This is a genomic window from Streptomyces sp. NPDC047974 (assembly GCF_040653375.1).
Lineage (GTDB): Bacteria > Actinomycetota > Actinomycetes > Streptomycetales > Streptomycetaceae > Streptomyces.
This window is the reverse complement of the sequence record NZ_JBEZNU010000002.1, coordinates 153034-179832: the sequence shown is the minus strand read 5'-3', so window position 1 is coordinate 179832 and position 26799 is coordinate 153034. Positions and strand designations below refer to the sequence as shown.

The following is a 26799-nucleotide window of genomic DNA, read 5'->3' as shown; positions in this document are numbered from 1 at the left end:
CCAGGGCACCCGGCCTGACAGCGCGGGCGCCGGAGTTCGGCCGGGGCCGCGGTGGGCGCCCGGCGGGGCGGGAGACCGGGGTGGTCCTTCCCTTGCGCCGGTACGGGCCGGGCCGGGGGCGTCCCGCCGCCCACGCCGACCGGGATCGCCCGGCATGCCCGGTTTGCCTTCCCGGGTGAGGGGCACGCGGACCTCCATGGGTTCCGGCCCCGAAGGGTCGGGACGGAAGAGCGCGACTCCGAGAGAGAACGCGAAAGGGTGAGAGCCGATGTCGATCGGAATCGTCCTGGTCGTCGTCGCGGCTGTCGTCGTGGTCGGGTTCGCCGCCGGTGCGGCGGCGGACCGCCGGCGGCGATCGCGACTGCGCGACCGCTTCGGGCCCGAGTACGAACGGGCCGTCGAGGCGACCGGCAGCAGACGGGCCGCCGAGCGGGACCTGGACGCCCGCGAACGCCGCTTCGCCGGCCTGGAGCTCAAGCCGGTGCCCGGTGAGGCGCGCGAGGAGTACGCCCGGCGGTGGACGCGTGTCCAGGAGGGCTTCGTGGACCGGCCCGGAGCCGCCGCCCACGAGGCCGACGAACTGGTGGCGGCCCTGATGCGCGACCGGGGCTACCCCGACGAGGGCCACGAGCAGCGTCTGCGTGACCTGTCGGTGCGGCACGGACGGGCCCTGGACCACTATCGGGCGGCCCTGGAGGTCCGCGCGCTGAGCACCCACGACGCCGCCACCACCGAACAGCTGAGGGGCGCGATGACGGACTACCGCACCCTCTTCGACGACCTGCTCGCCGACGGCGAGCCGACCGGCACCCGCCGGTCCTGACGCGGAGGCAGGAGAGATGCGACACCACGAGACGTCCGAGCGCACACCCCGGGCGGCGGGGCGACGACACCGGGCGGACCCGACGGGGGAGCACCCCGAGCGGGCGGAGGGCCCTCGGCCGGCGGAGCGCCCCGACCCGCGGCCCGGCCCGGACCGGTCCGGGCCCGGGGCCACCGGTGGCGACGCGGCGCGCCCGCCGGAGCACAGCCCGACGGTCGCCCCGACCCCGTCGCGGCGTCCCGGCGGGGAGGAGGCGGACGGACGCAGGCAGACGGGCCCCCGGGCGCCGTCCTCCGCCCCGCCCGCGCCGCCGGGCCCCACGACCGGTCCGGCGGACCCGGGCAGCCCGACGGTCGCGCCGACCCCGCCCCAGGCCGAACGGCCGCGGCCGGGAGGGCCACGGCACGAGAAGCCGCCGCAGCCGCCTTCGCGGCCGGAGCCGCAGCAGCCGCCGCAGTCCGGCCGGGCCGGGCGGGACCCGTCCCGTTCCGGTGGGCCCGGTGGCCCCCTGCCCCCGCACGCGGCGCACCCGCGGGTACCGGCTCAGCGGACGCCCGCCCCGTACCCGCCGGCCATGCCGAAGTCCCCGCCCCGGCCGCCGGGTGCCGCCGGACCGGACGCGGAGGGGATCCCCGATCTGCTCGGTCCGGCCGAGGAAGGGGAGTTCCGCCGCCGCTGGCACGAGGTCCAGGGCCGGTTCGTCGACGATCCCCGCCAGGCGGTCCACGCGGCCGACGTCCTCGTCGGGGACGTGATGAGGACCCTGGCGGACACCGTCGGCCGGCACCGGCACGCCCTGGAGGGACAGTGGAGCCAGGGGCTTGAGGCCGACACCGAGAGTCTGCGCCTCGCGCTCTGTCGGTACCGGGCCCTGTTCCGGCGCCTGGTGTCCACCTGACGCCCGGGGGCTCCCCCTGCCGTGCCCGGCGGTGCGTTCGGCCTCACGGCCCCGCTCCGCCGGGCCGGCGGCATGTCGGGCGGTCCCGGCGGTCCCGGCCCTACGCACGCCGCCGCCCCGCGCGGTACCTCGCGCGGGGCGGCGGCGTGCGGGCCGACCGAGGGGCAGGCGTCAGCGCCGGCGCAGCTTGCCGATCAGGCGGCGAGCCCGGGCGCGTACGCGCGGGTCGGTGGCGGCGTGGCGCAGGGACGCCGCCGCGTCACGGCCCTGGGGGCCGGCAGCGAATCGCTTGATGCGGTTCAGCAGTGCGGTCATGGGATTCTCCTCCGAGAACGCGATGCGAGTTCCGGAACTTCGTCTTGCCCCGCGCGGCCGAGCTATTCCTGAAGAATTTCGAGGCCGCGTCACATTCCACTGTGTGAGGGGTCGTTCGCCTTGCGGACGAGTCCGAGCGTGACGAGGGTCGCCGCCATGGCCCGCCCCGCGGAGGAGCGGCGCGGCAACCGGTGCGAAGGCCGGGGCGACGCCTGGCGGGAGCCGGGTGCGGCGGAGGGCGTGGAGACGTGTCCCGCGGTGCGCGGGTCGGCGAGGATCCGGGCGCAGGCGGCGGCGTCCGGGCGGGCCTCGGGGGAGCGGTCGGTCATCGCCGTGAGCAGGCGCGCGAGTCCCGCCGGGAGGCCGGCCGGCAGCACCGGAGGCCGGTGCAGGTGTGCCGGCGCCGCCTCCAGCGGCGTTCCGCCGTACTCCGCCTCGCCCTTGACGCTCTCCAGCAGCACCAGGCCGAGGCCGTACACGTCGGCCGCGGGCCCCGTCGCCCGGCCCAGTGCCTGCTCGGGTGTCATGGAGGAGGCGGTGCCGACGAGGGCGTCCCCGTCCTCCGGGGCGTCGTCGACGGCCTCGACACGGCGGGAGATGCCGAAGTCGGCGAGGTGCGGGGTCTCGGCCCTGTCCAGCAGGACGTTCGACGGTGTGACGTCGCGGTGGACGACGCCGTGGCCGTGCACATGGGCGAGCGCCGAGGCCAGGGCGGCGCCCGTCCGGCAGGTCGCGGCGGTCGTGAGGGCCCCACGGGCGATCCGCCGCCGCAGCGTCGTCCCCCGGACGAGCTGCATCACCAGGAACGGCCGGCTTCCGTCGCGGCCCGTGTCGTAGAGGGTCACGAGGCCCGGATGGTGCATCCGGGCCAGCAGGCGGGCCTCCTCGCCGCACTGCGCGTCGGTGCGGCGGACGCCCGCGGGCCGGAACACCTTCACGGCCACCGGACGCCGCAGCCGCAGGTCCAGCGCCTCGTACACGTCCGCCGCGCCGCCCCGGCCCAGGAGGCGGTGGAGCCGGTAGCGCCCGGCGACGGTGCGGGCCTTCTCGGTGGCGTCGTCCGGACGTACGGGCGTTGCTCGGGGCTGCATCGGGGGCTCCCTGGGGGTGTGGCCGGCCCGCTGCCGACGGGCCGGGAGTCGGGTGCGTCGCCCGCCGGTGCGTGCGCGGGCCCGCCGCTGAACGCGTGCCCCGCGCGCCCGTGAACATCCCCCGAACATCCCCTGGAAGAAGGCGGATCGACGGCATCCGGCCCGATCGCGAGGCGCGGAGCGGGCCCGAGCGAACGATTCCGGTAACGGCGGAATGTTCCCCGGAGACCCGGGTACGCGGACGCTGTCCAACCCGCAGGGGAGGAGTAACCAACCATGGGTCTGGGACTGTTCATCATCATGATCGCCGTCGGCGCCATTCTCACCTTCGCGTCCGACTGGGAGCTCGAAGCGGTCGACCTCGACCTGGTCGGCCTGATCCTGATGGGCGTCGGCCTGCTCGGGACCGCCGTCTACACCAGCGTTCTGCGCCGTCGCCGGATGGTGGTTCCGCCGGTGGCTCCCACGGTCACCGACGACGACCGTCGTGACCTGCTCTGAGGCGGCCCGCGCGCCCGGCGCCGCGCCCTGCACGCACACAGCGACAAGTGACAGAGGAGTGACAGCGATGACCGACCATCTGTGGTCCTACAGCACCGAGTCCGGCCACCTGGCGGGTACCGACCTCACCGGGTGGCGCGTCGAGGCCTCCGACGGGCACATCGGCAAGGTGGACAAGCACTCCGACGAGGTGGACGACTCCTACCTGGTCGTCGACACGGGCGTCTGGATCTTCGGCAAGGAGGTGCTCGTCCCGGCGCGGGCGGTGACCCGCGTCGACCTGGAGGAGCAGACCCTCCACCTCGCCCTGTCGAAGGAACAGGTGAAGAACTCGCCCGAGTTCGTCTCCGACAAGCACCTCGCGGACCGCCAGTACCGCGAGGAGATCGGACAGTACTACCGCGCGTCCTGGCCCTTCCCGGGAGGCATGGGCGGCCTCTGACGGGCCCCGTGCCGCGGCAGGAGTGAGCATGTGTGAGCAGGGGTGACAGGAGTCGAACCTGCGGCATCCGGTTTTGGAGACCGGCGCTCTGGCCAGCTGAGCTACACCCCTTCGGCGTGAGGGAAGCGTGCCACACCGACGGGACGCGCTGCCAGCGGATATCGCGTCGGGAACGTGGGCATGACCGCCCGAAGGGCGGGTAGGCGGGCCACGGCACCGCCTGCCCGGGACCCCCGCCGAACTGACCGCCGGCGCGGAGCTGTCCACGGTCAGCCACGCGGGCCACGGCGGCGCCCCCGCGAACGGCCGGTACGCCGCGGGCCTGACTCCGTACCGTGCCGTGCCGGACGGAAGCCCCCGCGCTCGACGGGGGCTTCCGCCGTGCCGGGCCCGCTCAGGCGCGCCCGCGCCGACCGTCACCGGTCACGAGCGGAGCGCCCCCGTGCCCGGCGGTGCGGGTCCGCTCCCGCCCCGTGCCGTAGAAGGAGGACCGGCGGCGACGTACGGCCCCTCCCGGCGCGAGCCGACCGGGAGGACGGCCCGGTGACGGCCGCCGGCGGAGGAGGAGCGCGGAGAGGGGCGGCCCGCCGGATGGCGGGCCGCCCCTCTCCGCGCCGGACGAGGTCCGTCGGCTCAGTGCTTGAAGACGTCCTTGGCCTTCTCCTTCGCGTCACGGGCGTGGCCCTTGGCCCGCTCGGCCCGGCCTTCCGCCTCGAGGCGCTCGTCGTCGGTCATCCGGCCGGCCACTTCCTTGGCCTTGCCCTTGGCCTGTTCGCCCTTGGCCTTCATCTTTTCCTTACCCGACATGAGTGATCGCTCCTTCTCCGTGGTGACGGACAGGTCTGCCGATAGAGCGCCTCACCGGAATCGGCGACGACAAACACCCGGAAATCCGACACTTCCCGGCGGGTGTGCCGATCCGGCGCGGCAGGGTGCGCCCGCCGCCGGCCAGGTTTAGCGCGCGGGAGTCCGGCGAGACGGTGCCCATGAGCGCTTCGGAGAACAGCGAACAGAACCAGTTCCCCTGGACCGGCCCCTACGCCGTCCCGGACTACCCCGACCTGACGCGGGTGGACGACCCCGACGTCGACGAGGGGTACGAGCCGGCGGCTCTCGGGGAGCCGCGCGTCCTGCCCGCGCCGTTCGCGGAGCAGGCCCGCGCGGCCGCGATCGTGGCCCGGGGTGCCGGGAGGGACCTGTGGGCCGCCGTGCGTGAGCACCGGGCCGTGACGGCCGGCGCCGCCGTCGGTACGGCGGCCGCGCTGGCCCTCTCGTACCGGTGGGGGCGCCGCTCAGGGCGCCTGGCCGCGCGGCGCGACCTGGGCCCGCTGGCCCTGTTCCTCGAACGCCGGGGCTGAGCGGGCGGCGGCGCCCGCCCGGCCGCACCGGGCCGGCGCGCGTACCCCGCCCGGTCGCCCCCTCGCACGTCACCCTTTCCGTCACCGTCCTGTTGGAGGTCGATCCGCGTGGTTCCCCTGCTTCTCGTGCTGCTGCTGGCCCTGCTCCTCTTCGGTGCGGGCTTCGCCGTCAAGGCGCTCTGGTGGATAGCCGTGATCGTGCTCGTCCTGTGGCTGCTGGGCTTCGTGGCCCGGCCGAAGGGCGGCACGGGCCGCTGGTACCGCTGGTAGGCGGCCCCGGCGGGCCGCCACCGCGTGACCGAGCCCGGCACCCCGTCAGGGGGTGCCGGGCTCGGCCGTGTGCGTCGGGCCCTGCCCGGCACCTCCGTCGGGGGCGCCGGGCAGGGCGTGCGGTCAGGCGGTCAGCACCGAGTCGTCCTCGGGGCGCGCGCCCGGCAGGCGATGGCGGGCCGCGATCAGCGCCGCGTCCACGTCACGCGTACCGGTGGAGACGCACAGCGTGTACGCGAGGTCGTCCATGCGGCGCCGTACCTCCGCGCCGCCGTTCTGTGCCCGGAGCGCCGCGAGCGCCTCGTACTGCTCGATGAGACCGCGCAGGACCGCGGGGTGGGCCATCAGCACGTACTGCTCCCCTCGTCGTGGGGGCGGGGACCGCCCGTTCCGACGCGCGTGTACCCCGGCCGCGGCGTGGTACGCCCCCGGATCCGGCGGGGCCCGAGGGGCGGGTTCCGGCCGGATGGTCCGGCACCGGACTCCTCGTGTCGATCACGGAGGGGTAGTGTCGTCATGATTGCCGTACGGCAACGATCGCGGTGGCCGGAGCCGTCCCGGGGAAGCGGACGTCCGGTGCGCGGCGTGGGCCGCACGGTCCGTGCGCGAGCTTGGTGGGGAACGAGGATGGGGCATGTCCGAGACGACGACCGGGAGCTCCTCCGGCCGGGAGCACCCCGGACCGGCCGCGGTGGCCGGGCCCGGGCTCCGTCAGCTGCCGGCCGGGCTCACGGCCGTACGCGCCGGCGACTTCGGCACCCGCCTGCCCGACGAGGAGGACGGGCTGATGGGGGAGATCTCCCGGGTGTCCGACGGGATGGTCGACCTGCCCTCCCTGATCACCTCCGAGGTGACCCGGGTCGCCCGCGAGGCCGGCACCGCGGGCGGCCTCGGTGGCCGGGCCACCGTCCGGGGCGCCTCGGGCACCTGGAAGGACCTGACCGACCACGTCAACGTGATGGCCTCCCAGCGCACCGGGCAGGTGCGTTCGATCGCCCGGCTCGCCACCGCCATGGCCCGCGGCGAGTCGGACACGGACGACGACACGTGCGTGGTCGGCGTCCGGGTCTCCTGACCCCGTCCGTCCGAGCCGCGACCGGCACCCACCCCCCATGGAAAGCAGGGATCATGTCCGAGCGAGAAGCGAACCTGGAAGTCGACGTCGAGATCCTCGACGACCGCACGGCCGTGCTGACCGTGGGGGGTGAGCTGGACATGGACACGGCCGCACGGCTGGAGGACCGGCTGTGGCAGCAGCTCTCCCTGGGGCGGGCCCGTCTCGTGCTGGAGCTGTCGGCGCTGGACTTCATGGACTCCTCGGGGCTGAACGTCCTGATCAGGGCGGTCAACAGGGCCCGGGCGAACGGTGGCGACCTGTATCTCGCCGCGCCCACCCCGGCCGTGCGCCGCATCCTGGAGATCACCGGCGTGACGACCATGATCCCGCCGCACGACGGCATGGCGGAGGCGCTGGCCGCGGCCGGCGGCTCCCGGTAGCGGACGGGTGGCGCGGCCGCCCCGCCCGGGACCGGGCCGAGGACGAGGAAGGGGAAGAGGAGGACCGTGCACGAGATCGCCGAGATCGAGCAGGCGCTCCGCCGGGCGGCTCCGCACCGGCTCGTGGGCGTCGTCGAGGACGCCCTGGGGAAGCACTGCGGGGTGGTGCGGGTGGAACTCCGCCTGGCCGACTACGGCTTGCGGACGCTCCAGCTCGTCGGGCACGTCTCCGGAGCGGATCCGTCGGTGCCGATCCACGACAGCCCCCAGGGGCGCGCCTTCGGCGCCCAGGAGCCGCACGTGGTCCGGGAGCCCGGGGCGCTCCGGCTCCACCTGCCCGTCACCGTCCGCGGCGACCGGCTGGGGGTGCTGACGGCCGAGCTGCCCCCGGAGGCCGACCTCAGGCCGCTGCTGCCGGGGCTCGCGCAGGTCTGCGAGGCGCTCGGCCACGAGATCCTGGTGGCGGAGCGCGACACGGACCTGTACGTCCTGGCGCGGCGTGCGACGCGGCTCACGCTCGCGGCGGAGATGCAGTGGCAGCTGCTGCCCGGCCGTTCCTGTGCCCGTCCCGAGTTCGCGCTGGCCGCCCATCTGGAGCCCGCCTACGCCATCTTCGGCGACAACTACGACTGGTCGGTCTCGGACGGCCGGCTGACCCTGACGGTCACCAACGGCATGGGGGAGGGCATCGAGGCCGCCCTGCTGACGAACCTGGCGATCAACGCGCTCCGCAACGCCCGGCGGGCCGGCCTGCCGCCGGCGGACCAGGCGGCGCTGGCGGATCAGGCCGTGTACGCGCAGTACCGGGGCGAGGCCTTCGTGTCGGTGCTGCTGCTCCGCTTCGACCTGGCCACGGGCGAGGTGGAGGCGGTCGACGCCGGATCGCCCCGGCTGTGGCGGCAGCGGGGGCAGACGGTGGAGTCCGTCGGCTTCGAGGCGCAGCTGCCGCTGGGCATGTTCGAGGACACCGTGTACGTGCCCGAGCGGTTCACGGTGCGGCCCGGCGACCGGCTCCTGTTCGGCAGCGACGGCGTGTACGCGGCCGTCTCGCCCGCGGGGGAGAGCTACGGGGACCGGGCGCTGGCCCGCGCGCTGCGGGGGACGCGGCTGCTGCCGCCCACCCAGGTGCCGCAGGCGGTGCTCCGGGAGCTCGCCGTCCATCACGGCGGCAGTCCGCTGGAGGACGACGCCCTGGTCGTCTGCCTCGACTGGCACGGCACCGTGTGATCAATTGCCGTGCGGCAACTGTATCCTTGGGGCAACATCGGAGCGGTGCCCGGAAGGACGCCGTCAAGGATGACCAGAGGTGGACGTTGAGGACAAGGGGTGGGCGCGCGGCCGCAGTCGGCGCCGTACGGGGGTCAGGCCGAACTGACGTCCTTCAGCGGCCTGGGGACGGGTGACGAGGCGGCCGCTCCGCCCCGCCCCACGGCCTCGTGGAACCCGCTGAGCCCCCGCAGCAGCGCCTTGCGGCTCGTCGGTGACATGTCCGCGATGACCGCGAGCAGGGCCTCCTCGCGCTGGGCCCTGAGGTCCCGCAGGTACGCCTTGCCGTGCACGGTCAGGTGCAGCTCCAGCTGTCGGCGGCTCACGGGGCTGGGCAGCCGCTGCACGAAGCCCAGTGCCTCCAGCCGGTCGCACATGCGGCTCACCGAGGGCGGCGCCGAGCCGAGCAGCTCGCCCAGGGTGCGCAGGCTGATGCCCTCCTCGCGGTCCAGGCTGTACAGCACGCGGAGCTGACTCGCCGAGACGGGTGTCGACGACACCATGTCCCGGCCGCGCTCCCACAGCACCTCCAGCAGCTCGATCAGCTCCCGGGCGGACTCGGCGGTCCGCTGCGGTTCCCGCGGCGGCGGGGCGGGGTTGCCGTTCATGCCTGCCGACCCTCCTCGGACGCCCGGGGCCGCGGGCAGCGGCCTCGCGACGGACCGGTCATTTCCACATCTCTCCAGAAGGCGGTACGGATCCGGTGGACCGACACGTGACAGTGGAGGGCGCACTGCGCGGGGCGGCACCACACCTCCTGCTGGACTCCCTCCGTGCCAGTCTCGCGGACCTGTACGCCGCGACCTGCGCCGACCTGCTGCTCGTCGACTACGGATTCACGACCCTGCGCCCCGTGGAGCCCGTCCGGACACCTGCCGGGATGCCGCACACGCCCGTGGACGCGGGCCCCGCCGGCCGCGTCTTCCGCACCCAGCAACCATATCTTTTCCGTGATGTCGGGCCCACGGCGACCGTTTACCTGCCCGTCACGGTCCGCGGCGACCGGTTCGGCGTCCTGGTCGTCGAGGTCCCCGCGGACCGGGTCACCCCCCGGACCACCGCCAGCCTCGCCCTGGTCGCCGAGACCCTCGGGCACGCGCTGCGCGTCGCCGACCGCCACACCGACCTCTACCGCCGCACCCGCAGGACCCGGGCCCTCAGCGTCGCGGGGGAGATGCAGTGGGACACCCTGCCCGGCCGGGCCTGCGCCGGACCGGCCTTCGACCTCCACGCGCACTGGGAGCCCGCCTACACCTCCGGAGGGCACCTGATGGACTGGAGCGCCACCGAGCGGGACCTGGTGATCGTCGTCGCCGACGGCGTCGGCCCCGGCACCCCCGCCGCCCTGGCGAGCACCCTCGCCCTCACGGCGCTCCGCAACGCCCGGCGCGCGGGGCTCGACCTGGTGACCCAGGCCAGCCTCACCGACCAGGCGCTCTACGGCCAGTACGGCGGCGAGCAGCCCCTCTCCGCCCTGCTGCTCCGGCTCGACCTGACCACCGGAGAGGCCGAGGTGGTGGACGCCGGATCGCCGACGCTCTGGCGCGTCCGTCCCACCGCGACCGAACGCTTCGACCTCGACCGCCAACTGCCCCTGGGCATGTTCGAGGACACCGTCTACACGCCCCAGCGGCTGCGCCTCCTGCGCGGCGACCGGCTGGTCTTCGTCGCCCACGGCGCCGGCGGGCCGACGGCCCACCACGGACACGGTGCGCCGGACGGCGCCGTGGCGCGCGCCCTCGCCGGCGCGCGCCGCCGGAAGGGAGCGGACGTCCCCCGGGCCGTCGTACGGGCGCTGCGCGGAACATCCCGTGGCGCGCCGGAGAGCGTCCTCGTACTCTGTCTCGACTGGCGCGGCCACGAGGCCGGGACCCCGGGGGAAGGGCACCCCGGCGGGCCCGCGCCGACCGTGGCGGGGTCCCCGTGACGTCCCGCCGGCGGGTGGGGTCGGCGTCGCGGGCGGTGTGGGGCCCATGAAGAGGGGAAAGGCGGGTACGAGGAGCCCAGCCGAAGGCCCAGGAAGAGGGGAGTACCAGCGCCATGACGGACGCGATCACCGCGGAGCGCGCGGTCCCGGAACCCCTGCTGTCCGCGGGCGCGGTGTACGCCGACGGCGCCCGCGGCGGGGCGATCGCCTCCGCCCGGGCCTTCACCGCCGACTTCCTCGCGGCCGCCCCGGCGGTGCTTCCCGGACCGGTCGGTGAGGAACGCGTCGAGCTGGCGCAGCTGGTGGTCAGCGAACTCGTCACCAACGCGATCCGGCACACGGCAGGGCCCTGCCGCCTCCTCCTCGAACTGGGCCGCGACGTCCTGGAGATCTCGGTCTTCGACCAGGAGGACGCCGCCCCCGTGCCGCGCGGACACGACCCGCACCGCATCGGGCAGCACGGTGTCGAGATCGTCGTCGCCGTCTGCCGGAGCCTGACCGTGGAGCCCGCGCCGGAGGGGAAGCGGGTCCGCGCCCGCCTCTCCCTCCTGCCGGAGTAGGCCGGCACCGCGGGCCCGCGCCCGTCACCGGCGGTCGGCCGTCCGGCGCAGGGCCCGGTGCTCAGGCGAGCGCCGCTCGGCCTCGGTCAGCCCTCCCCACACGCCGGACGGCGGGTGAGGCTGCGCCAGGGCCGAACGCAGGCACGGTTCTCGTACCGGGCACCGGCGGCAGACCCGCTTGGCCTCCTCCGCCTGGGCGAGGGCGGAGGAGCCGGTCCCCACCGGGAAGAAGAGATCGGGATCGACCTCGTGGCAGGCCGCCTCGGCACGTCGGCCGTCCATGTGAGCCTCCGGTGTGTGCGTCAGGGAGGGGTGTTCGCTGTCCGCCTGACCGTTCGTCCGTCCGTGAAACCCCGGGCGGGACCGCCCCGGGGGGCGCGGCGCGCGTTCGGTGAAGGGTTCGTGCCGGAGGCGTGAGGACCGTGCGGGGAAGGGCGGGGCACGTACCGGAGGAGTGGCGTTCGCTTGATGTGCGGCCCCCCACTGCGCGAGGGTGGACGGACGAGCCGTCGTCGACTGGGAAGGTGGCGGGCCACGACGCGCGGGCCACGCTTATGACTGTTTTCGAGGACGAGTCCGGCCGCCCCCGGGAGGGCGCGGGAGCGGGAAGCACCTCCTGGATCGGTTCGCCGCATCCGGCGGTGGTGGCCGACCGCGAGGGCGGCGTCGTGGAGTTCAACGCCGCCGCGGCCGACCTCTTCCCGCGGATGGGGGTCGGCAAGGGACTGGACGAGGTCGTCCCGGGATGGCTCGCCGAGGCCCACCGGCGGCTCGCCCGCCCGGCCCGCACCCCCGCCGCCGCGCCGGCGCGGGCGGTACCCGCCCCGCTGCGCGGCAGCCACGACGGCCGGCTCCTGAGGGCCCACCCCACCGAGTCCGGCCACGGCGACGTGGCCTGGTGGCTGGTCGACGACTCCGAGCTGACGGCCGCGCAGGACGCCCTGCGCACCGAGCGGGAGCGCCACGCCATCCTGGCCGAGGCGTCCACCCAGCTGCTGGCCTCGCTCAACCCCGACCGCTGCCTGGAGAAGGCGGCCCTGCTCGCCGCGGACCACCTCGGCGACGCCGCCCTCGTGGTCTGCCCGCCCGTGCGGAACCGCTCCACCGTGGTCACCGCCACGGGCGGGGGGTTCCGGCGGACCCAGCTCACCCTGGATCCCGCCGGCGTCCCCGGCCTCGCCGAGGCGCTCCAGGGTTTCCCGCCCGTGCCCGCCCGCTGGATCGACCCGGGCGAACTGCCCTCCTGGGCCGTGCCCGAGGACTTCGGAGGGACCCCCGGGTCGGTCGCCATCACCCCCCTGCCCGGCCACGGAGTGCCCGCCGGCGCCCTGATCCTGCTGCGACGGGGCGGGCAGCGGGCCTTCGACGCCTCGGAGGAGCTCTTCGCCCGGCTGTTCGCCGCCCGCGCCGGCGCCGCCCTCTCGGCCGCGCGCCTCTACGCGGAACAGGCCCGCGTCACACGCGCGCTGATCGCCGAACTCCTCCCGCCCCAGCTCCACCACGTCGGCGGGGTCGACTTCGCCGGCGGCTACCGCACCTCCCAGGACACCGAGCGGATCGGCGGCGACTTCTACGACGTGCACCCCGGCACCGACGACGGCCAGGAGACGCTCGCCGTCCTCGGCGACGTGTGCGGCAAGGGGCTGGACGCCGCCGTGCTCACGGGTCGCATCCGCAGCACCGTGCACGCCCTGCTGCCCCTCGCCGGCGACCACCAGGACGTCCTGCGGCTGCTCAACGGCGCCCTGCTGACCGCCCGGCACACCCGCTTCGCCACCCTCGTCCTGGCCTCGGTGCGGCGCACGGGCGACCGGGTGCGGCTCCGCCTCACCAGCGCCGGCCACCCCCGCCCGCTGGTCCTGCGCACCACGGGAGAGGTGGAGGAGGCGGACACCGGCGGCACCCTGGTGGGTGCCCTCCCCGTCGTCACCGGCCGGTCCGCGACCGTGGTCCTGTCGCCCGGCGAGACCTGCCTGCTCTACACGGACGGCATCACCGAGGCCCGCGGCGGGCCGCTCGGCTCGGCCATGTTCGGGGAGGAGCGGCTGCGCTCCGTGCTCGCCGACTGCGTGGGACTCCCCGCCGAGGCCGTCGTCGAGCGCGTGCAGATGATCGCCGGGGACTGGGTGGGCCGGGGTCCTCACGACGACATGGCCGTCGTCGCCATCACCGCGCCGAACGCCCCCCGGCCGGCCGCGGTGGACGGCCGCACCCCGGACGGGTACCCCGCATGAGCACGCGGACCGGCACCCCGGACGCCACCCGGGCCGATGGCCTCGCCGCCACCCGCCGACAGCTGTGGGAGGCCCTGGAGGCGAGGGACGAACCGGCGGCCACCGCCGCCGTCCTCGACGCCCACGACGCGGGGATCCCGGCCGAGGACCTCCTCCTCGACGTGATCGGCCCCGTCCAGGCCAGGGTCGGCGCCGCATGGGCCGCCGGCCGCGTCGGGGTCGCCCAGGAGCACGCCGCCACAGCCATCCAGGAGCGTGCCGTCGCCGCCCTCGCGCACCGCACGGCGCACGGCGCCGGCCCCCGGCCGGAGACCGGCGGGGCGCCCCGGCGCGTCACGGTCGCCTGCGTCGACGGCGAGTGGCACGCCCTGCCCGCCCGCCTCCTCGCCGAGGTCCTGCGCGGCCGGGGCTTCCTCGTCGACTACCTCGGGGCCCACGTCCCCACCCCCCACCTCATCGCGCACCTGCACCAGACCGGCACGGACGTCGTCGCCCTCTCGGCCTCGCTGCCCGTCCGGCTGCCGACGGCCCACGCCGCCGTCACCGCCGTCCAGGCCATCGGGCTCCCCGTCCTCGTCGGCGGCGCCGCGTTCGGCCCGGACGGCCGCCACGCCCGCCTGCTGGGCGCCGACGGATGGGCGCCGGACGCCCGGGCCGCCGCCCGCCTCCTCGCCGCCGGCCTGCCGCGCCCGGACGAGGACCGGGCCGCCGCCGGAGGCCTGCCCCATCTCGCCGACCAGGAGTACACCCTGGTCACGCGCGCCAGGACCCAGCTGGTCCGCCAGGTCCTCCAGGGCCTCGGGGAAGCCGTCCCGGCGACGGCCTCGTACACCGAACGGCAGTGGGAGCGGACCGCCGAGGACCTCGCCCACATCGTCGACTTCCTCGGCGCTTCCCTCTACACCGACGACGCCGGGCTGTTCACCGGCTTCGTCACCTGGACCGCCGGGATCCTCCGCGCCCGCGGCGTCCCGGGCGACGCCCTGGCCGCCGCCCTCGACCTGCTCGCCGACGCCCAGCACGACTTCCCCCGCGCGCGGGCGCACCTCGCCGCCGGACGCCGCGCCCTCGTCCGCGTACCCGCCCCGGGACCCCGTTCGTGACCAGCCCCGACCACACCTTCGACGTCCGGGCCGTCGCGGCGCCCGACCGGATCCTGTACCTGACGCTCACCGGCGACCTGGCCTGGGACAGCGCCGACGAACTGCTGGACGCGGCCCGGGCCCACCTCGGCCCGGCGGCCGACCGGGCGGGCCTCCACGTCGACTGCGCCGGGCTCACCCTGTGCGACTCGATGGGACTCTCCGCCCTGCTGGCCCTCCACCGGCTCGCCGAGGCCGCGGGCGTCCCGCTGCGCCTCGACCACCGGCCGCCCTTCCTCGACCGGCTGCTCCGACTCACCGGCACGTACGAGCACCTGACGGGCCTTCACGACCTTCACCGCATCGCGACACCATCGGCGCATCCGCCACGGCGGCACGAGGTGTAACGGGGACGGGACGGGTCAAGCGGACACCGCACCCGTTCGCTGACAGCCCTTCAGCCGGAGGACCCCATGCCCCAGCACCCCGTCGCGCCGCTCCCCGCACCGCGCGTCCTCACCCGGTCCCTGTCCATGGAACTGGTCACCCCGGACGCGGAGATCCGGATCGACACCACCGTCGGCTACGACTCCCGCGACCCCCACGCCCTGAGCCTCGCCTTCCACCTCCTCGGCGAGGACCCGGTGGTGTGGCGCGTCGACCGCGAGATGGTCCTCACCGGTGCGCTCCGGCCCACCGGCGACGGAGAGGTCCGGCTCGGCCCCGCCCCCGACGGCGGACTCCTCCTGCGGCTCGGGCCGGTGGGACAGCGCGCCCTCGTCAGGTGCGACCAGGACGCCCTCGGCCGCTTCGTGCGCGACACCTTCGTCCTGGTGCCGCAGGGCACGGAGGAACGACACATCGACTGGGGGCCGCTGCTCGCCGCCCTGAGGCGCTGAAGCGCGGCGCGCGGCCCCTCAGCCCCGCGGGCCGGGGCGCGTCGGGCGGAAACAGGCGGTGACGTCCTTGCCGCGCGGGCAGGGGCGGGTCCGCACGTCGTCGGCGAGCGCGTCGACCAGGAACAGTCCGCGTCCGCCCAGGGCGTCGCCGTCAGGGCCGCGCTGCTCGGGAACCAGCGGCGAGGAGTCGTGCACGGTGACGTGCAGGCACTCCTCGTCCCAGGTGAGGATCAGCTGCGCGTCGCTGTGGGCGTGCACATGGGCGTTGGTGACGAGTTCGGAGACCGTCAGCACGACGGAGTCCGCCACCCCGGGGGCGGTACGGTCCCAGCCGATCGTGGCCAGGTGCCCGCGCGTCCAGTCCCTGGCCGTCCTGACGCTGCTGCCCAGCGGCAGCGTCCGCGCCCAGCCGACGGCCCTCATCGAGGGATCCCGTGTCATGACTCTCCTCCTGACGATGGGTCGGAGGTTCCGTCTGCCCGCCGAGTGGGGAAAGGGAACCGGCCGGGACGAGTCCGCATCCGATCCGTGTGGACGGGAGAAGTGCGGGTATGCGGGCAACCTCAGGGCCACGCATCCCGACGGGGATGACACGTGAGAGGGGAACGGTGTGACGGTCACCACGATGTCGACCACGGGAATCGAGTCCGCAGCGGGGGCACTGCCGCTGATCCCGGACACGTCGGCGGTCGCGCCCAAGGACGCGAGGACCCTGTCGAAGGTCTTCTTCCAGGAACTCGCGACGCTGGAGGAGGGCACGCACGAGTACCAGTACGCGCGCAACACCCTCATCGAGATGAACATGAGCCTGGTCCGCTACGCCGCCGGGCGGTTCCGCCACCGCGCCGACGAGATGGAGGACATCGTCCAGGTCGGCATGATCGGCCTGATCAAGGCGATCGACCGGTTCGAGCTGGCGCGCGAGGTCGAGTTCACCACCTTCGCGGTCCCTTACATCGTCGGCGAGATCAAGCGGTTCTTCCGGGACACCTCCTGGGCGGTGCACGTACCCCGCCGGCTCCAGGAGGCGCGGGTCGAGCTGGCCAAGGCGACCGAGGAGCTCGGCAGCCGCCTCGGCCGGATGCCGACGGTCAAGGAGCTGGCCGAGCTGATGAGCCTCACCGAGGAGGAGGTCACCGAGGCGCGGCTGGCCTCCAACGGCTACAACTCCTCCTCCCTGGACGCCGCCCTCGGCGGCGAGGACGAGGACGGCGACGCCTCGCTGGCCGACTTCATCGGCAGCGAGGACCCGGCCATGGCGCTGGTGGAGGACTTCCACTCGCTGGCCCCGCTCATCGCCGACCTCGACGAACGCGACCGCCGCATCATCCACCTGCGGTTCGTCGAGGAACTGACCCAGGCTCAGATCGGTGAGGAGCTGGGCTGCTCGCAGATGCACGTCTCGCGGCTGCTCGCGCGCACGGTGAAGCGCCTGCGCGAGGGCCTGCTCGGCTGCGGCGCCGGCTGATCCTGCCCTGGCGGGCATGGTGGCCTTCGCCGTGGTCCTGGCCCGGCTGACGCTGGAGGCCTCGCCGGACTCCGTGCCGCTCACGCACAGCAACCTGACGCCCGGGCGCTCGACCGAGGCGCACCTCGACAGGCCCGCGTTCGTGGACACCGCCAAGCAGCTCGGCGGCAACGTCCTCCTCGGCGTCCCCTTGCGTACCACCGGGTCTACGGCACCATGGCCGGCGTCGTCGTCTTCCTCGTCTGGCTGTGGATCAGCAACCTTGCGGTGCTGCTCGGCCTGGAGTTCGACGCCGAGCTGCTGCGCCGGCGCGCGGTGGCCGGTGGCATGCGGCCGGACCGGGAACCGTACGTCAGGCCCCGCTCCACGCGGGCGTGGAGCGACGAGGAACGGCGCGCGGCGGGCCTGCCGGAGAAGCCGCGCCGCCAGGACGGATGAGCGCGCCACGGGCGGGGGACGGCGGTTCGGCAGCTGCCGGCCGGACGCGCGCGGGTCGCGAGGCGTGTCGTGCCGGTCGTGCCGTCGAGCCAGAGGACGCGCCCGTCGCTGTCGGCGGCCGGGGTCAGCGGCCGGCCGACGCGCGGAACTCCTCGATCCTGCGCAGCGCCGCCGGGCAGGGGAGCAGCCCGGCCAGACGCGACGCCTCCGAGAACGCCTCGGCGGCCTCCCCGGCGCTGCCCCGTGCGGCGAGCGCCGCGGCGTGGACGGTGCGGGCCGCGACCTCCGCGATCCGTTCCCCCGTCAGGGCCGCGCGCTCGGCCTCCGCACGGGCCAGCGCGGCCGCCCGGTCCGGCCGGCCGGCCGCCAGGTGCGCCCACGCGGTGACGTGGGTGTGGCCCGTCACCCGGTCGAGCACGGCGAGCGCCTCGTCGGGGCGGCCGGAGCGGATCAGCCACTCGGCGTGCGCCGTGCGCGCCTCGTTCTGCGCCTGCCGGTCGGCGTTGTCCCGCGCCACGTCGAGGGCGGAGCGGAGCAGTGCCTCGGGGTCGCCCTCCCCGCCGCGCATCAGCACCCGGGCCAGGGCGAGCCGGGCGTACGGCGTCGACCAGCCGAGCGGAGCGTCCTCCGCCGCCCGGGCGAGGCCGGCGGCCTCGGCGGTCTCCTCCAGCAGGAGGTGCAGTTCGGCGAGGTTGGCCTGTTCGAAGGCGACGGCCGAGCGGTCGCCGGTCCGTTCGGAGAGGGCCAGCGCGCGCCGCCCGGTGGCGACGGCCTCGCGCAGCCGGCCCGACCGGCGGGCCTGTTCGCGCCGCACGGACAGGACCGTTCCCAGCAGCCAGGGTTCGCCGAACGCCTCGGCGTGCGGGAGCGCTTCCTCGGCGACGGGTCCCGCCTCGGCGAACCGTCCCGCCAGCGCGAGCGAGGTCGCCCGCAGGGACAGGCTGCGGGCCAGCAGGGCCCGGCGCTCGGAGCCCTCGACCCGCTGCGCGCACGCGGTCGCGGCCTCGGCGGCGTCGATCGCCTCCTCGTAGCGGCCCAGCACCAGACTGGTCAGGGCCCGGCTCCCGTGGTGCGCGGCGGCCGACTGGGGCCTGACGCCGGCGGTGGGCGGCAGCGCGTCGAGCAGGTCCAGGCCCTCCCGGGCGTTCCGCATGCCGACGAGCACTTCCGCGAGGCGCCCGGTGGCGAGGACCAGGCCGTCCTCGTCACCGCGCCGGCGCAGTTCGGCCAAGGCCTCGCGCAGCACGCCGGCCGCTTCCTCGTAGCGGCCCATCCGCCGCAGCACCGCCCCGCGGTCGATGCGCGCCCACGCGGCCTCGGCCGCCAGGGAGTCCAGGCGGTCGGTCAGCTCGGCGTAGTACCGGTCCGCGGTGTCGTTGGCGCAGAGCGCCGCGGCGCGTTCGGCGGCCTGCCGCAGATAGGCGGTGGCGCGCGGGTCGTCGGCCCGGGAGAGGTGCGCGGCGAGCGTGTCGACGGCGTCGGGACGGCGACTGCGCACGGCGTCCGCGTAGGCGGCGTGCAGCACCCGGCGGCGGGCGGCGGAGAGCCGCTCGTAGCAGGTCAGCCGGATGAGGGGGTGCCGGAAGGCGAGTCCGTCGACGGTACGGCCGTCGACAACGATGTCGCGCTCGGTGAGGACCGCCGCGGAGACCGCGGCCTCCGCCCCGTCGGCGGCCTCGACGGCGGTGAGCCCGACCCCGGAGGCCGGACCCCCGACGGAGGAAGCGGCAGGCGGGAGGGAGAGGGAGGGGACGGAGAGGGACGAGACCACGTCCAGGACCTCGGACAGCGCCGCGTGTCCTCCGGCGATGGCGACCGCCTCGACGACGCCGCGCGCGACGGGCGCGAGCCGGGACAGGCGACCCGCGACGAGCTCCCGCACGCCCCGGGGCGCCTCGCTCCCGCCGCCCTCCCGCAGCTCGCCGGCCAGCTCCAGCGCGAAGAGCGGGTTGCCCAGCGACAGGTCCCAGACCCGTTCCGGCACCGGTGAACCCGGCGGCAGACCGAGTGCGTCGGCCGCGAGGGCGAGGCAGTCCTCCCGTACGAGACGTTCGAGGCCGACGTGCCGGGCCAGCCCCGCGCGCCGCAGCGCGGCGAGCACGGCCCGGCGGGGATCGTCCTCGGGAAGCTCCTCCGGGCGGTAGGTCACCGCGAAGCGCCACGCGCCGGCCGAGCGGCGGGCCAGGTGGCCGAGCAGCTGGAAGGAGCCCGTGTCGGCGGCGTGCAGGTCGTCGAGGACGACGAGCACCGGCGCCGTCGCGGCGAGGTCGCGCAGCAGGGCGGCGGTGGCGGCGAAGAGACGGTCGCGCTCCTCCTCGGGGCTGCGGGCGGCGTCCGACCCGGTGCGGCCGAGGGACGGCAGGAGCGCGGCGAGCTCCGGGTAGTCGGTGCCGGCGCGGGCGCGTTCGGCGGCAGGCCGGTCCGCGAGCCAGCCGTCGAGCGCCTCGACGAACGCCCCGTACGGGGTGTGCCCCTCGGCGTCGTGGCCGGCGCCCCACAGCACCACGGCTCCGTCGTCGGCGGCGCGCCGCGCGGCCTCCGTGACCAGGCGGGTCTTGCCGAGGCCCGCCTCCCCGCCGAGGAGCTGCACGGGGCACGCCTCGGGGGCGAGCAGCTCCGCGAGCGCGTGGGCCCGCCCGTGCAGCGGATGGGGCGGGGGCGTGCGGAGCGCGGGGGGCAGGCAGACGCGGGACGGCCGGTGGGACGGCGCCCCGCCGCCCGGGCCGTCGAGCGCGAGGAGATGCAGGCGTTCGGTCGCCGGACCGGGCCGGACGCCCAGTTCCGCGTCGAGGACCTCCCGGCAGGCGTGGAACTGGGATATGGCCTGGCGCCGCAGGCCCTGGCGCAGGTAGGCGCTGATCAGCAGCTGGTGGGCGCGCTCCTCCGCGGGACTGGCGGCGAGGATCTCCCGGGCCGCGTCGGCCGCGTCCTCGGCGGCCCCCTCGTCCAGCAGCGCGTCCCCGTGCGCCAGGCGCAACCGGTCGCGGAGTTCACCGACCCGCTTCCGGTGCTCGCCGGCCCAGTCCGCGTACCGGTCCTCCGGCAGCAGTTCACCGGTGAACGCGGCCAGGGCCTCGGCGAGCGCGCGGACACCGCGCTGCTCCAGGGCTCCGGCGGCGAGCCGTTCGGCGTGGTCGACGTCGACCCAGACGGTGTCCGGCTCCAGCCGGAGCATGGCGCCCTCGCCGGTGAGGTACGAGGAGGCGGCGCGCGGCGCGAGCTCCGGCTCCAGCGCCCGCCGGGCGGCGTGCAGCGCCACCCGCAGGCTCCCCAGCGCCGCCTTCCGGTCCGCGCCGGGCCAGCACGCCTCCACCGCCTGGTCGCGGTGGAGCCGGTGCTCGGGCGCGACGGCCAGCAGCTTGACCAGGGCCTGCGCGCTGGGCCGGGGCCAGCGGTCGGCGAGCGGCGGGCCGCCGTCCCGCGTCACCCGGAACCCGCCGAGCAGGTGCAGGCGGAGCAGCGGGGGCGGGGCGGCCGGGCCGGTGGTACGAGGTGAGTGAGCCGTGCGCATGAGGCGACACAGACTAACCGGCGCTCCTGTGCGCGCCGACGCGGGCCCGCCGGGGGCCGGCGGCGCGCCTCGGGCACGGGCCCGTACGCGGCTCCCGCGGCGGAGCGACGTCCGTGACGGGGCGACGTCGGGGCGGCGCCGGCGTGGGGCGGCGGAGCGACGTCCGTGGCGGCGCCGGCGTGGGGCGCGCGGTGCGTGCGTCGCCCTTCCGCCGCGGCCGCCCGGAACGCCGGGGCGAAGGAGGAGCCCCCAGGGCGGGTCCGCGATCGAAGGCCGCCCCCGTCGCGCTCGCGCGACGGGGGCGGCCTTCGTCCGTGGGCCCGGGGGATCAGGCCTTGTCGATGGTCAGGGTGATCATCGAGCGGAGCGCGGTGTACGAGCCGCTCACCGAGTTGCCGACGAGCGCGGCGGTGCGGTCCGCGCCGTAGCCGTCCCAGTTCAGCAGGACGACCTCCTCGCGGCCGTCGCCGTCGAGGTCGGCGGCGAAGAACTCCCGGGCGCCGAGTGCGTTGTAGGAGGTCGTGGCCATCGGGTAGTTGACTCCCGAGGTGAGGATCGACGCGTCGTACAGCGACGCGAAGGTCTCGCCTCCGGCCACGATGAGACGCCGGCCGTCCGGCCCCGTCACCAGGGCGCTGCTGCGGATCTCGCCGAGCGTGTTGACCTGCCGGTAGGCCGTCGGGTCGCCCGTGTACGTCCGCAGGGCGACCAGGCTGCTGCCGATCAGGCCCTCGGGGGCCGTGTACCAGTGGGCGAGGGTGGCGTAGCCGCCCGCCTGGGACTCGTGCAGCAGCTCGCCGGTGCGGCTGTCGCGGATCTGGACCATGTTGGCCAGCTGGTTCGGCGGGAGCCGGCCGGCGTCCCCGCGGACCACGTAGGTGTAGACCACCGCGTGGCCGTCGGCGTACGGGATGCCGGGGCCCGCGAACGTGCCGGCGCGCAGCGGGATGCCGAGGACGGTGCCGGTGGTGCCGGTGGCGGGCGCCTTCTGGGTGAACGACCAGGCGGTGGAACCGTCCGTGCCCTTCAGCGCCGCGCCGCCGACCGGCACCCCGGCCGTGTTCCCGGGGTTGAGGCCGCGGGTCTGGTACTGGGCGTAGACCCGGCCCTCGGAGGCCGACAGGTCGGAGAAGGCGGGAGTGCCGATCTCCGCGGGGGCGGACCATTCCCACTTCAGGGCGCCGGTGCCCTCGTACGCCCGGACCTTGTCGGTGGCCACGGCCACCTCGGCGGCGCCGTCGCCGTCGAGGTCGGAGGCGACGACGTTGCGGACGTACTCGCCGCCGCCGTCGATGGTGGTGAGCACCTTGCCGGTGGCGGAGTCCACGATCGCGGCCGCCGTGTCGGCGGCGACGACCAGCTCGTCCCGGCCGTCGCCGGTGGTGTCGGCCTTGACGATCTGGTTGACCTGACCCGGCAGGGTCGCCGTCCACAGCGGCTTCGGCGCGCCCGCGGCCATCGACGGGCCGTCGTAGGCGAACAGGCCCCGGGAGACGCCGCCGACGACGACGTCCTGCTTCTCGTCACCGGTGATGTCGAGGGCCACGCCCGAGGAGACCGGGCCCTGGAGCGGGGTGAGCCGCTCCTCCTTGCCGCTGCCGAGGTTGTAGACGTGGATGTTCTGGTGGGTGTCGACGGTCCGCAGCCGCCAGCCGCCGTCCTTCACGTACGGCTGCGCGCCGATCTGCGAGCCGACGATCCCGCGCTTCTCCCACTTCACGGCGCCGTTGCTGCCGGCGAGGACGGCGAGGCGGGCGTGGTGGGCGCTGCCCAGGTTGGCGGCGACGGTGGAGTCGCGGTCGTCCAGGTAGGAGACGACGATCCTGCCGTCGACGGCCTCCAGGCTCCACGGGGTGCTCGCGTCCCCACCGCCGTTCTCGGACGGCTTGACCGTGCGGGCCCACAGCAGGGACGCGTCGTCGCCGTTCAGCGCGCGCACGCTGCTGGAGTTGAGGAAGGGGCCCGTGCCGGGGAGCGTGGCCTCGGCGACGGTGTACTCGGGCTTGGCGTCGCCCTGGATGTCGCCGATCTCCAGCGCCGTGGCCAGCGCGTTGACGCGGGTGCCGAGCGTGGTGCGGGTGCCGTCGGCGGGGGCGTACGAGGTGAGCTCGTACGCCATGCCCTCGTTGTAGTCCGACTGCTCCAGGGCCACGATCCGGCCGCGGGCGGGGTCGAGGCGGAGCTGGCGGACGTAGTTCCGGCCGGACTTCTCCCAGCGGAGGCTGCCGTCCTCGGTGTCGATGACCAGGGTGTGGCCGCTGGGGGTGCGGTCGGGGGAGTACCGCAGGGCCTGGTTCCAGGAGGCGGCGAGGAGTCCGTCGCCGATCGGCTCCAGGGAGCCCCAGGAGACGCCGGTGTACGTGCCCGCGTCGTACGTCCAGGTGTCGGACGGAGTGAGCCGGCCGTCGGCGTACGAGAAGCGGATGCCGTTGAGCGTGGTCTTCGAACCGGCCGGCGAGTTGAGGTTGTAGTACGCCGAGTCCGCGACGACGAGGGTCCTGCCGACCAGCTTGACGTTGTACGCCCCGGCGTAGAGCTTCGACCACAGGGTCTTGCCGGTGGTGCCGTCGAGCACCGTGACGAAGGTGCCGTTGGGCAGGGTCGAGCCCGGCGAGGTGAAGGGCCGGTAGGGCTGCACGCCGACCTTGGCGGTGAAGACGAGGTCGTCGACGCCGTCGCCGGTCAGGTCGCCGGTCGCGTAGCCGTCGTCGGAGGCCGCGCTGAAGGGGCTGACCGCGTTGAATCCCATGACGACGGCCGCCGGGTACGGCTCCTTCGCCGCCCGGGGCGTCGGGGTGACCTGCCAGTCGGTGTGCAGCGAGCCCGAGTCCCGCTTCCACAGCGGCTTGCCGTCGGCGCTCATCCGCTGGACGACGCCCAGCGCGTGGACGGTGAAGTAGTCGCCGGCCGTACCGCCGACCGCGATCGTCCGGGCGGCGCCCTGGACGCCCTCGACGGCCGAACGCCTCGTCATCGTGAGGCCGCCGGAGGCGGCGGTGCTCTGCGTACCGCTCTCCGCGCCGGTGGCCGCGTCGCTCTCCGCGCCGTCGGCCGTGGCGGCGCTCTCGGCGGCCTCCTGCGCGGCCCGGGCGGTGTCCAGCGCGTCGAGGCCGGTGGCCCCGTCTCCGTAGACGTCGGGCTGGAAGCGTCCGGCCAGCGTCTCGGCCTGGGCGTCGGTGAGGGCCAGGAGTCCGCTGTCGTCGGCCTGGGCGGCGACCGGGGCGGCGCTGAGGGCCAGTCCGGCGGCGACCAGGGCGGAGGCGAGGCGCAGGCCCCGTCGGTTGATGCTGCTCATCACGCGCCCTTCGGGGTGAAGCGGATTGCGGTGGCGTCGCCGAGGACGGCGGAGTCGAAGGAGTGGCCGAGGCCGTCCGTACCGGCCTGGTTCTCGATGCCGGTGGTGGCCGACGCGCCCTGCTGGAGCGGGTGCGAGCCGATGCCCTTGTACTGGAGGGTGATCGCGCCGGTCGCCTCGTCGAAGACGGCCTCGAAGGAGATCCGGACCGACGGGGCGGCGACGAAGGCCGCGTTGTTCCAGACGATCGCGAAGCGGCGGGCGCCGGGGGCGCCCGTGGTGGCGGTCTGGACGCCGGACTTCTTGTCCAGGACCAGGTCGTCCCAGAAGGCGGCGACGACACCGTTGGGCCGTGCGGCGGCCGGCAGCGCGGTGTTGGCGTAGTCACCCAGGTGCGGGGCCAGGAAGTTGACCAGGCCGTTGGTGGTGACCGAGGCGCTGGTGTAGGTGACGCCGTAGTGCTTCACCGGGAAGGGCAGCGCCACGGTGGTCGCGTCCTCGTCGCCGGTGAGGGAGACCTTGGTGCTGCCCGCGATCCAGGAGGAGGCGACCGGGGCGCAGCTGTACGTGCCGGCGGCGTCGGTGCGGTTCGGCAGGCGCACGGTGGCGGCCTCGTCGCCGTCGACGGTGAGGGGCTGGGCTGCGGAGCCGTTGCAGAGGACCGGGGCGGCGGGGGCGGTGGTGAGGGTGAAGGCGCCCTCGGCGACGTCCGGGACGGTGAAGCGGCCGGCGGCGTCGGTGGTGACGGCCGGGACCGGGGCGCCCGCGACCTGCACGGTGGCGCCGGGCAGCGGCCTGCCGGTGACGTCGAGGACGGTGCCGGAGACGGCGTGGTGCGGTACGGCGTCGAGCGCGAAGTCCTTCGTGGTGTCGCCGCCCGCGACGACCTCGTACCCGGACTCGCTCGCGCCGTTGTAGCCGTAGCCGCCGAGGGTCAGGGTGTAGGAGCCGGCGGGCAGGGTCAGCCGGTACGAACCGTCGGCGGCGGTGGTGACGGTACGGGAGACGGAGCCGCCCGCGGCCTTGACGCTGACGCCGCCGATGCCCGCGCCGGTGGCCCCGTCGGTGACGCGGCCGGTGACGACGGCCGCGGTGTGCGGGGCCGCGTCGACGGCGCCGAGGATGTCGAGCTTGCCCTCGCCCCAGACGTTGTTCCTTCCGGCGGTGCCGCCGCAGTGGGTGTCGTCCACGTCGCGCGCGGAGCCGTTCAGCAGCGCCCGGGTGGCATCGATGTCACCGATCAGCGAGGGGGCCTCGGACCACAGCAGGGCGACGGCGCCCGCCACGTGCGGCGTGGCCATCGACGTACCGCTGATCGCCTTGTACGCCGAGCCGGGCCAGGTGGAGCGGATGCCGACGCCCGGGGCGGAGATGTTCGGCTTCGCCGAGCCGTCGACGAGGGACGGGCCGAAGCCGGAGAAGGAGGCGATCTTCCCGGTGGAGTCGTAGGCGCCGACACCGTACGAGGGGGCCTGGGAGCCGGGGGCGTGGGAGGTGGAGCAGGTCACGCCGTCGCCGTCGTTGCCGGCGGCGAACGCCTCGAAGATGCCCGCGGAGTTCCAGGCCTCGACGATCTCCTGGTAGAAGGTGGTGTCGCCGCCACCCCAGGAGTTGTTGACGATGTCGGGGGCGAGGTCCGGGCGCGGGTTCCGGCCGTTGCGGTCGGTCGGCGCGAGGATCCACTGGCCGGCGGCGAGCAGCGAGGCGTCCGAACAGGAGGAGGACTCGCACCCCTTGGCCGCGATCCAGGTGGCGCCGGGCGCGACACCGACGCCGCCGGCACCCGCCATGGTGCCCATCACATGGGTGCCGTGGCCGTTGTTGTCGCACGGCGTGCCGCCGGTGCCGCACTGGCCGGTCGGGTCGTACCAGTTGTAGTCGTGGCTGAAGGAGCCGTCGCCCAGGTTGCCCCGGTAGGCGCCGACCAGCGCCGGGTGGTCGTACTGCACGCCCGAGTCGATGTCGGCGATGACGATGCCCTCGCCGCGGTCGCCGTACTGGTCCCACACCTGGTCGGCCTTGATGTCCGCGACGCCCCACTCCGGGGTGACGTCGGCCGCCGCGTCGGCGTCGGTGCCGGCTTCGGTGGGTGCGGCGGCCTGGGAGGCCGCCTCGACGCCGTCGAGGCGGTACGTCTGCTCCTCGACGATGCTCGCCACGTCCGCGCGGGCGGCGAGCTCCTCGACGAGGCTCTGGTCGGCGGTGGTCACCAGCAGCGTGTTGGCGATCCAGTAGGACTCGTATCCGACCTTCCTGCGGTCCAGGAACGCCCGGAGCGGCCGCTGGCTGTCCGCCGCCTCCGTCCTGAGCGCCTCGAAGGCGGCCTTCGTCCGGGCACCGTGCCCCTTCGCGCGCCGGGCGCCGGAGAGGTCGGCCCGGTCCTTCAGGACGACGAAGAACCGCGACTCCTCACCGGCCGCGACGGCGTCGAGGACGGCGGAGTCGACGCTCGCCTGGCGGGGGGAGGTGGCGGCGGCGGACTGGGGGAGCACGACGGCCGAACCGCCGAGTACGGCGGCGAGGGTGACCGCCGCCCACGCGCTGCCCCGGCGCCGGGGCGTGCGGGAGACATTCATCAGGGGAACTCGCTTCTCCGAGACGGGGGGATCGCCGGTCCGGCCAGGTGGTTCCCACCGGCACGGACCAGGCGGGTCCACACGCTAGGAGGGGCGCGTTACCCGGGCATTACCGGGATTCCCGCCCGCCCGGAGCCGGGGCGCGCGCCGGCCCGAACCGGCACAGGAGCGGCGCCGAGTCGTCGTCGGGGGCGGCACGGGTGTGCCGGCGGACGTCGGCCCGCCGTCGAGGGCGGAGACGGGACACGGGTCGGCGAGCAGGGCGGGGGCGTGGGCGCGCAGGGGGTGGAAGGCGCCGGAGGGGTCCCGGGCCTCCGACAGGCCGTCGGTGGAGAACAGCGGGCGGTC

At 75.4% G+C, this 26799-nt stretch carries 25 protein-coding genes, 1 tRNA gene and 2 pseudogenes; 17 read left to right on the top strand and 11 right to left on the bottom strand.

The window, feature by feature from the left end:
* Positions 1–268: 268 nt before the first annotated feature.
* Both AB0E19_RS03970 and AB0E19_RS03965 read left to right on the top strand, forming a co-directional pair.
* Entirely contained in the window at positions 269–823 is a 555-nt protein-coding gene (locus tag AB0E19_RS03970) for a hypothetical protein (RefSeq protein WP_362172815.1), read from the top strand.
* A 574-nt stretch (positions 824–1397) separates the two neighbouring features.
* Positions 1398–1721 (top strand): hypothetical protein, encoded by a 324-nt coding sequence (locus AB0E19_RS03965; RefSeq protein ID WP_362172812.1) that lies wholly within the window; start codon positions 1398–1400, stop codon positions 1719–1721.
* 171 nt (positions 1722–1892) lie between these two features.
* Here AB0E19_RS03965 and AB0E19_RS03960 read toward each other — a convergent pair whose 3' ends face one another.
* Both AB0E19_RS03960 and AB0E19_RS03955 read right to left on the bottom strand, forming a co-directional pair.
* Positions 1893–2036 carry a hypothetical protein gene (locus AB0E19_RS03960; RefSeq protein ID WP_360609938.1) on the bottom strand — a complete coding sequence of 48 codons (144 nt, stop codon included), beginning with the start codon at positions 2034–2036 and terminating at the stop codon, positions 1893–1895.
* 89 nt (positions 2037–2125) lie between these two features.
* Entirely contained in the window at positions 2126–3127 is a 1002-nt protein-coding gene (locus AB0E19_RS03955; RefSeq protein WP_362172808.1) for a serine/threonine-protein kinase, read from the bottom strand.
* 276 nt (positions 3128–3403) lie between these two features.
* On the opposite strand from AB0E19_RS03955, the gene AB0E19_RS03950 reads away from it, so the two are divergent.
* Together AB0E19_RS03950 and AB0E19_RS03945 are read left to right on the top strand one after the other, a co-directional pair.
* Positions 3404–3628 carry a DUF6458 family protein gene (locus AB0E19_RS03950; protein ID WP_360609940.1) on the top strand — a complete coding sequence of 75 codons (225 nt, stop codon included), beginning with the start codon at positions 3404–3406 and terminating at the stop codon, positions 3626–3628.
* A 67-nt stretch (positions 3629–3695) separates the two neighbouring features.
* Positions 3696–4070, top strand: coding sequence for a PRC-barrel domain-containing protein (locus AB0E19_RS03945; RefSeq protein WP_360609941.1), 375 nt, complete (start codon positions 3696–3698; stop codon positions 4068–4070).
* Positions 4071–4107: 37 nt separating this feature from the next.
* Here AB0E19_RS03945 and AB0E19_RS03940 read toward each other — a convergent pair.
* Together AB0E19_RS03940 and AB0E19_RS03935 are read right to left on the bottom strand one after the other, a co-directional pair.
* Positions 4108–4181, bottom strand: a tRNA-Trp gene (locus tag AB0E19_RS03940).
* 522 nt (positions 4182–4703) lie between these two features.
* Positions 4704–4877 carry a CsbD family protein gene (locus tag AB0E19_RS03935; RefSeq protein ID WP_362172803.1) on the bottom strand — a complete coding sequence of 58 codons (174 nt, stop codon included), beginning with the start codon at positions 4875–4877 and terminating at the stop codon, positions 4704–4706.
* A 179-nt stretch (positions 4878–5056) separates the two neighbouring features.
* Between AB0E19_RS03935 and AB0E19_RS03930 the strand changes: the two genes are divergently transcribed.
* Positions 5057–5428, top strand: coding sequence for a hypothetical protein (locus AB0E19_RS03930; protein WP_362172800.1), 372 nt, complete (start codon positions 5057–5059; stop codon positions 5426–5428).
* Between the two features lie 108 nt (positions 5429–5536).
* Positions 5537–5698 carry a DUF5670 family protein gene (locus AB0E19_RS03925; protein WP_030215177.1) on the top strand — a complete coding sequence of 54 codons (162 nt, stop codon included), beginning with the start codon at positions 5537–5539 and terminating at the stop codon, positions 5696–5698.
* Between the two features lie 123 nt (positions 5699–5821).
* Here the strand turns inward: AB0E19_RS03925 and AB0E19_RS03920 are convergent, their stop codons facing one another.
* Positions 5822–6049 (bottom strand): DUF5133 domain-containing protein, encoded by a 228-nt coding sequence (locus AB0E19_RS03920; RefSeq protein WP_362172796.1) that lies wholly within the window; start codon positions 6047–6049, stop codon positions 5822–5824.
* 283 nt (positions 6050–6332) lie between these two features.
* Between AB0E19_RS03920 and AB0E19_RS03915 the strand changes: the two are divergent.
* The 3 genes and pseudogenes from AB0E19_RS03915 to AB0E19_RS03905 all read left to right on the top strand — a co-directional run.
* Positions 6333–6725: pseudogene (locus AB0E19_RS03915) on the top strand (hypothetical protein); the annotation flags it as partial.
* Positions 6726–6826: 101 nt separating this feature from the next.
* On the top strand, positions 6827–7195 hold the full coding sequence (locus tag AB0E19_RS03910; protein ID WP_362172793.1) for an STAS domain-containing protein: 369 nt from the start codon (positions 6827–6829) through the stop codon (positions 7193–7195).
* A 66-nt stretch (positions 7196–7261) separates the two neighbouring features.
* Entirely contained in the window at positions 7262–8422 is a 1161-nt protein-coding gene (locus AB0E19_RS03905; protein ID WP_362172790.1) for a PP2C family protein-serine/threonine phosphatase, read from the top strand.
* A gap of 134 nt (positions 8423–8556) precedes the next feature.
* Here AB0E19_RS03905 and AB0E19_RS03900 read toward each other — a convergent pair whose 3' ends face one another.
* Positions 8557–9069 carry a MarR family transcriptional regulator gene (locus tag AB0E19_RS03900; RefSeq protein ID WP_362172787.1) on the bottom strand — a complete coding sequence of 171 codons (513 nt, stop codon included), beginning with the start codon at positions 9067–9069 and terminating at the stop codon, positions 8557–8559.
* 107 nt (positions 9070–9176) lie between these two features.
* Between AB0E19_RS03900 and AB0E19_RS03895 the strand changes: the two genes are divergently transcribed.
* Together AB0E19_RS03895 and AB0E19_RS03890 are read left to right on the top strand one after the other, a co-directional pair.
* The gene (locus AB0E19_RS03895) at positions 9177–10388 is read left to right on the top strand and encodes a SpoIIE family protein phosphatase (protein WP_362172784.1); all 1212 of its coding nucleotides are present in this window, start codon (positions 9177–9179) and stop codon (positions 10386–10388) included.
* A gap of 113 nt (positions 10389–10501) precedes the next feature.
* The gene (locus tag AB0E19_RS03890; RefSeq protein ID WP_362172781.1) at positions 10502–10948 is read left to right on the top strand and encodes an ATP-binding protein; all 447 of its coding nucleotides are present in this window, start codon (positions 10502–10504) and stop codon (positions 10946–10948) included.
* Positions 10949–10972: 24 nt separating this feature from the next.
* Here AB0E19_RS03890 and AB0E19_RS03885 read toward each other — a convergent pair whose 3' ends face one another.
* The gene (locus AB0E19_RS03885) at positions 10973–11230 is read right to left on the bottom strand and encodes a WhiB family transcriptional regulator (protein WP_362172779.1); all 258 of its coding nucleotides are present in this window, start codon (positions 11228–11230) and stop codon (positions 10973–10975) included.
* A 272-nt stretch (positions 11231–11502) separates the two neighbouring features.
* Between AB0E19_RS03885 and AB0E19_RS03880 the strand changes: the two genes are divergently transcribed.
* From AB0E19_RS03880 to AB0E19_RS03865, 4 genes are all read left to right on the top strand, one after another.
* Entirely contained in the window at positions 11503–13182 is a 1680-nt protein-coding gene (locus tag AB0E19_RS03880) for a PP2C family protein-serine/threonine phosphatase (protein WP_362172776.1), read from the top strand.
* Positions 13179–14285, top strand: a complete 1107-nt coding sequence (locus AB0E19_RS03875; protein WP_362172773.1) for a cobalamin B12-binding domain-containing protein — start codon at positions 13179–13181, stop codon at positions 14283–14285. Before AB0E19_RS03880 ends, AB0E19_RS03875 begins: the two co-directional genes overlap by 4 nt.
* Positions 14282–14671, top strand: a complete 390-nt coding sequence (locus AB0E19_RS03870) for an STAS domain-containing protein (RefSeq protein ID WP_362172770.1) — start codon at positions 14282–14284, stop codon at positions 14669–14671. The genes AB0E19_RS03875 and AB0E19_RS03870 overlap by 4 nt, the downstream gene beginning before the upstream one ends.
* Before the next feature lie 66 nt (positions 14672–14737).
* Positions 14738–15163: an SsgA family sporulation/cell division regulator gene (locus AB0E19_RS03865; RefSeq protein ID WP_362172767.1), complete on the top strand. Its 426-nt coding sequence runs from the start codon at positions 14738–14740 to the stop codon at positions 15161–15163.
* Between the two features lie 18 nt (positions 15164–15181).
* Here the strand turns inward: AB0E19_RS03865 and AB0E19_RS03860 are convergent, their stop codons facing one another.
* Entirely contained in the window at positions 15182–15604 is a 423-nt protein-coding gene (locus AB0E19_RS03860; RefSeq protein ID WP_362172764.1) for an ATP-binding protein, read from the bottom strand.
* Between the two features lie 184 nt (positions 15605–15788).
* Here AB0E19_RS03860 and AB0E19_RS03855 point away from each other — a divergent pair, with 184 nt between their 5' ends.
* Positions 15789–16631: an RNA polymerase sigma factor SigF gene (locus tag AB0E19_RS03855; RefSeq protein ID WP_362172761.1), complete on the top strand. Its 843-nt coding sequence runs from the start codon at positions 15789–15791 to the stop codon at positions 16629–16631.
* A gap of 195 nt (positions 16632–16826) precedes the next feature.
* Positions 16827–17069: pseudogene (locus AB0E19_RS03850) on the top strand (YhjD/YihY/BrkB family envelope integrity protein); the annotation flags it as partial.
* Between the two features lie 124 nt (positions 17070–17193).
* Here AB0E19_RS03850 and AB0E19_RS03845 read toward each other — a convergent pair.
* From AB0E19_RS03845 to AB0E19_RS03835, 3 genes are all read right to left on the bottom strand, one after another.
* Positions 17194–20580, bottom strand: a complete 3387-nt coding sequence (locus AB0E19_RS03845) for an AAA family ATPase (RefSeq protein WP_362172758.1) — start codon at positions 20578–20580, stop codon at positions 17194–17196.
* Between the two features lie 328 nt (positions 20581–20908).
* Entirely contained in the window at positions 20909–23875 is a 2967-nt protein-coding gene (locus AB0E19_RS03840; RefSeq protein WP_362172755.1) for a hypothetical protein, read from the bottom strand.
* On the bottom strand, positions 23875–26451 hold the full coding sequence (locus tag AB0E19_RS03835) for a S8 family serine peptidase (RefSeq protein WP_362172752.1): 2577 nt from the start codon (positions 26449–26451) through the stop codon (positions 23875–23877). The genes AB0E19_RS03840 and AB0E19_RS03835 overlap by 1 nt, the downstream gene beginning before the upstream one ends.
* Between the last annotated feature and the right edge of the window lie 348 nt (positions 26452–26799).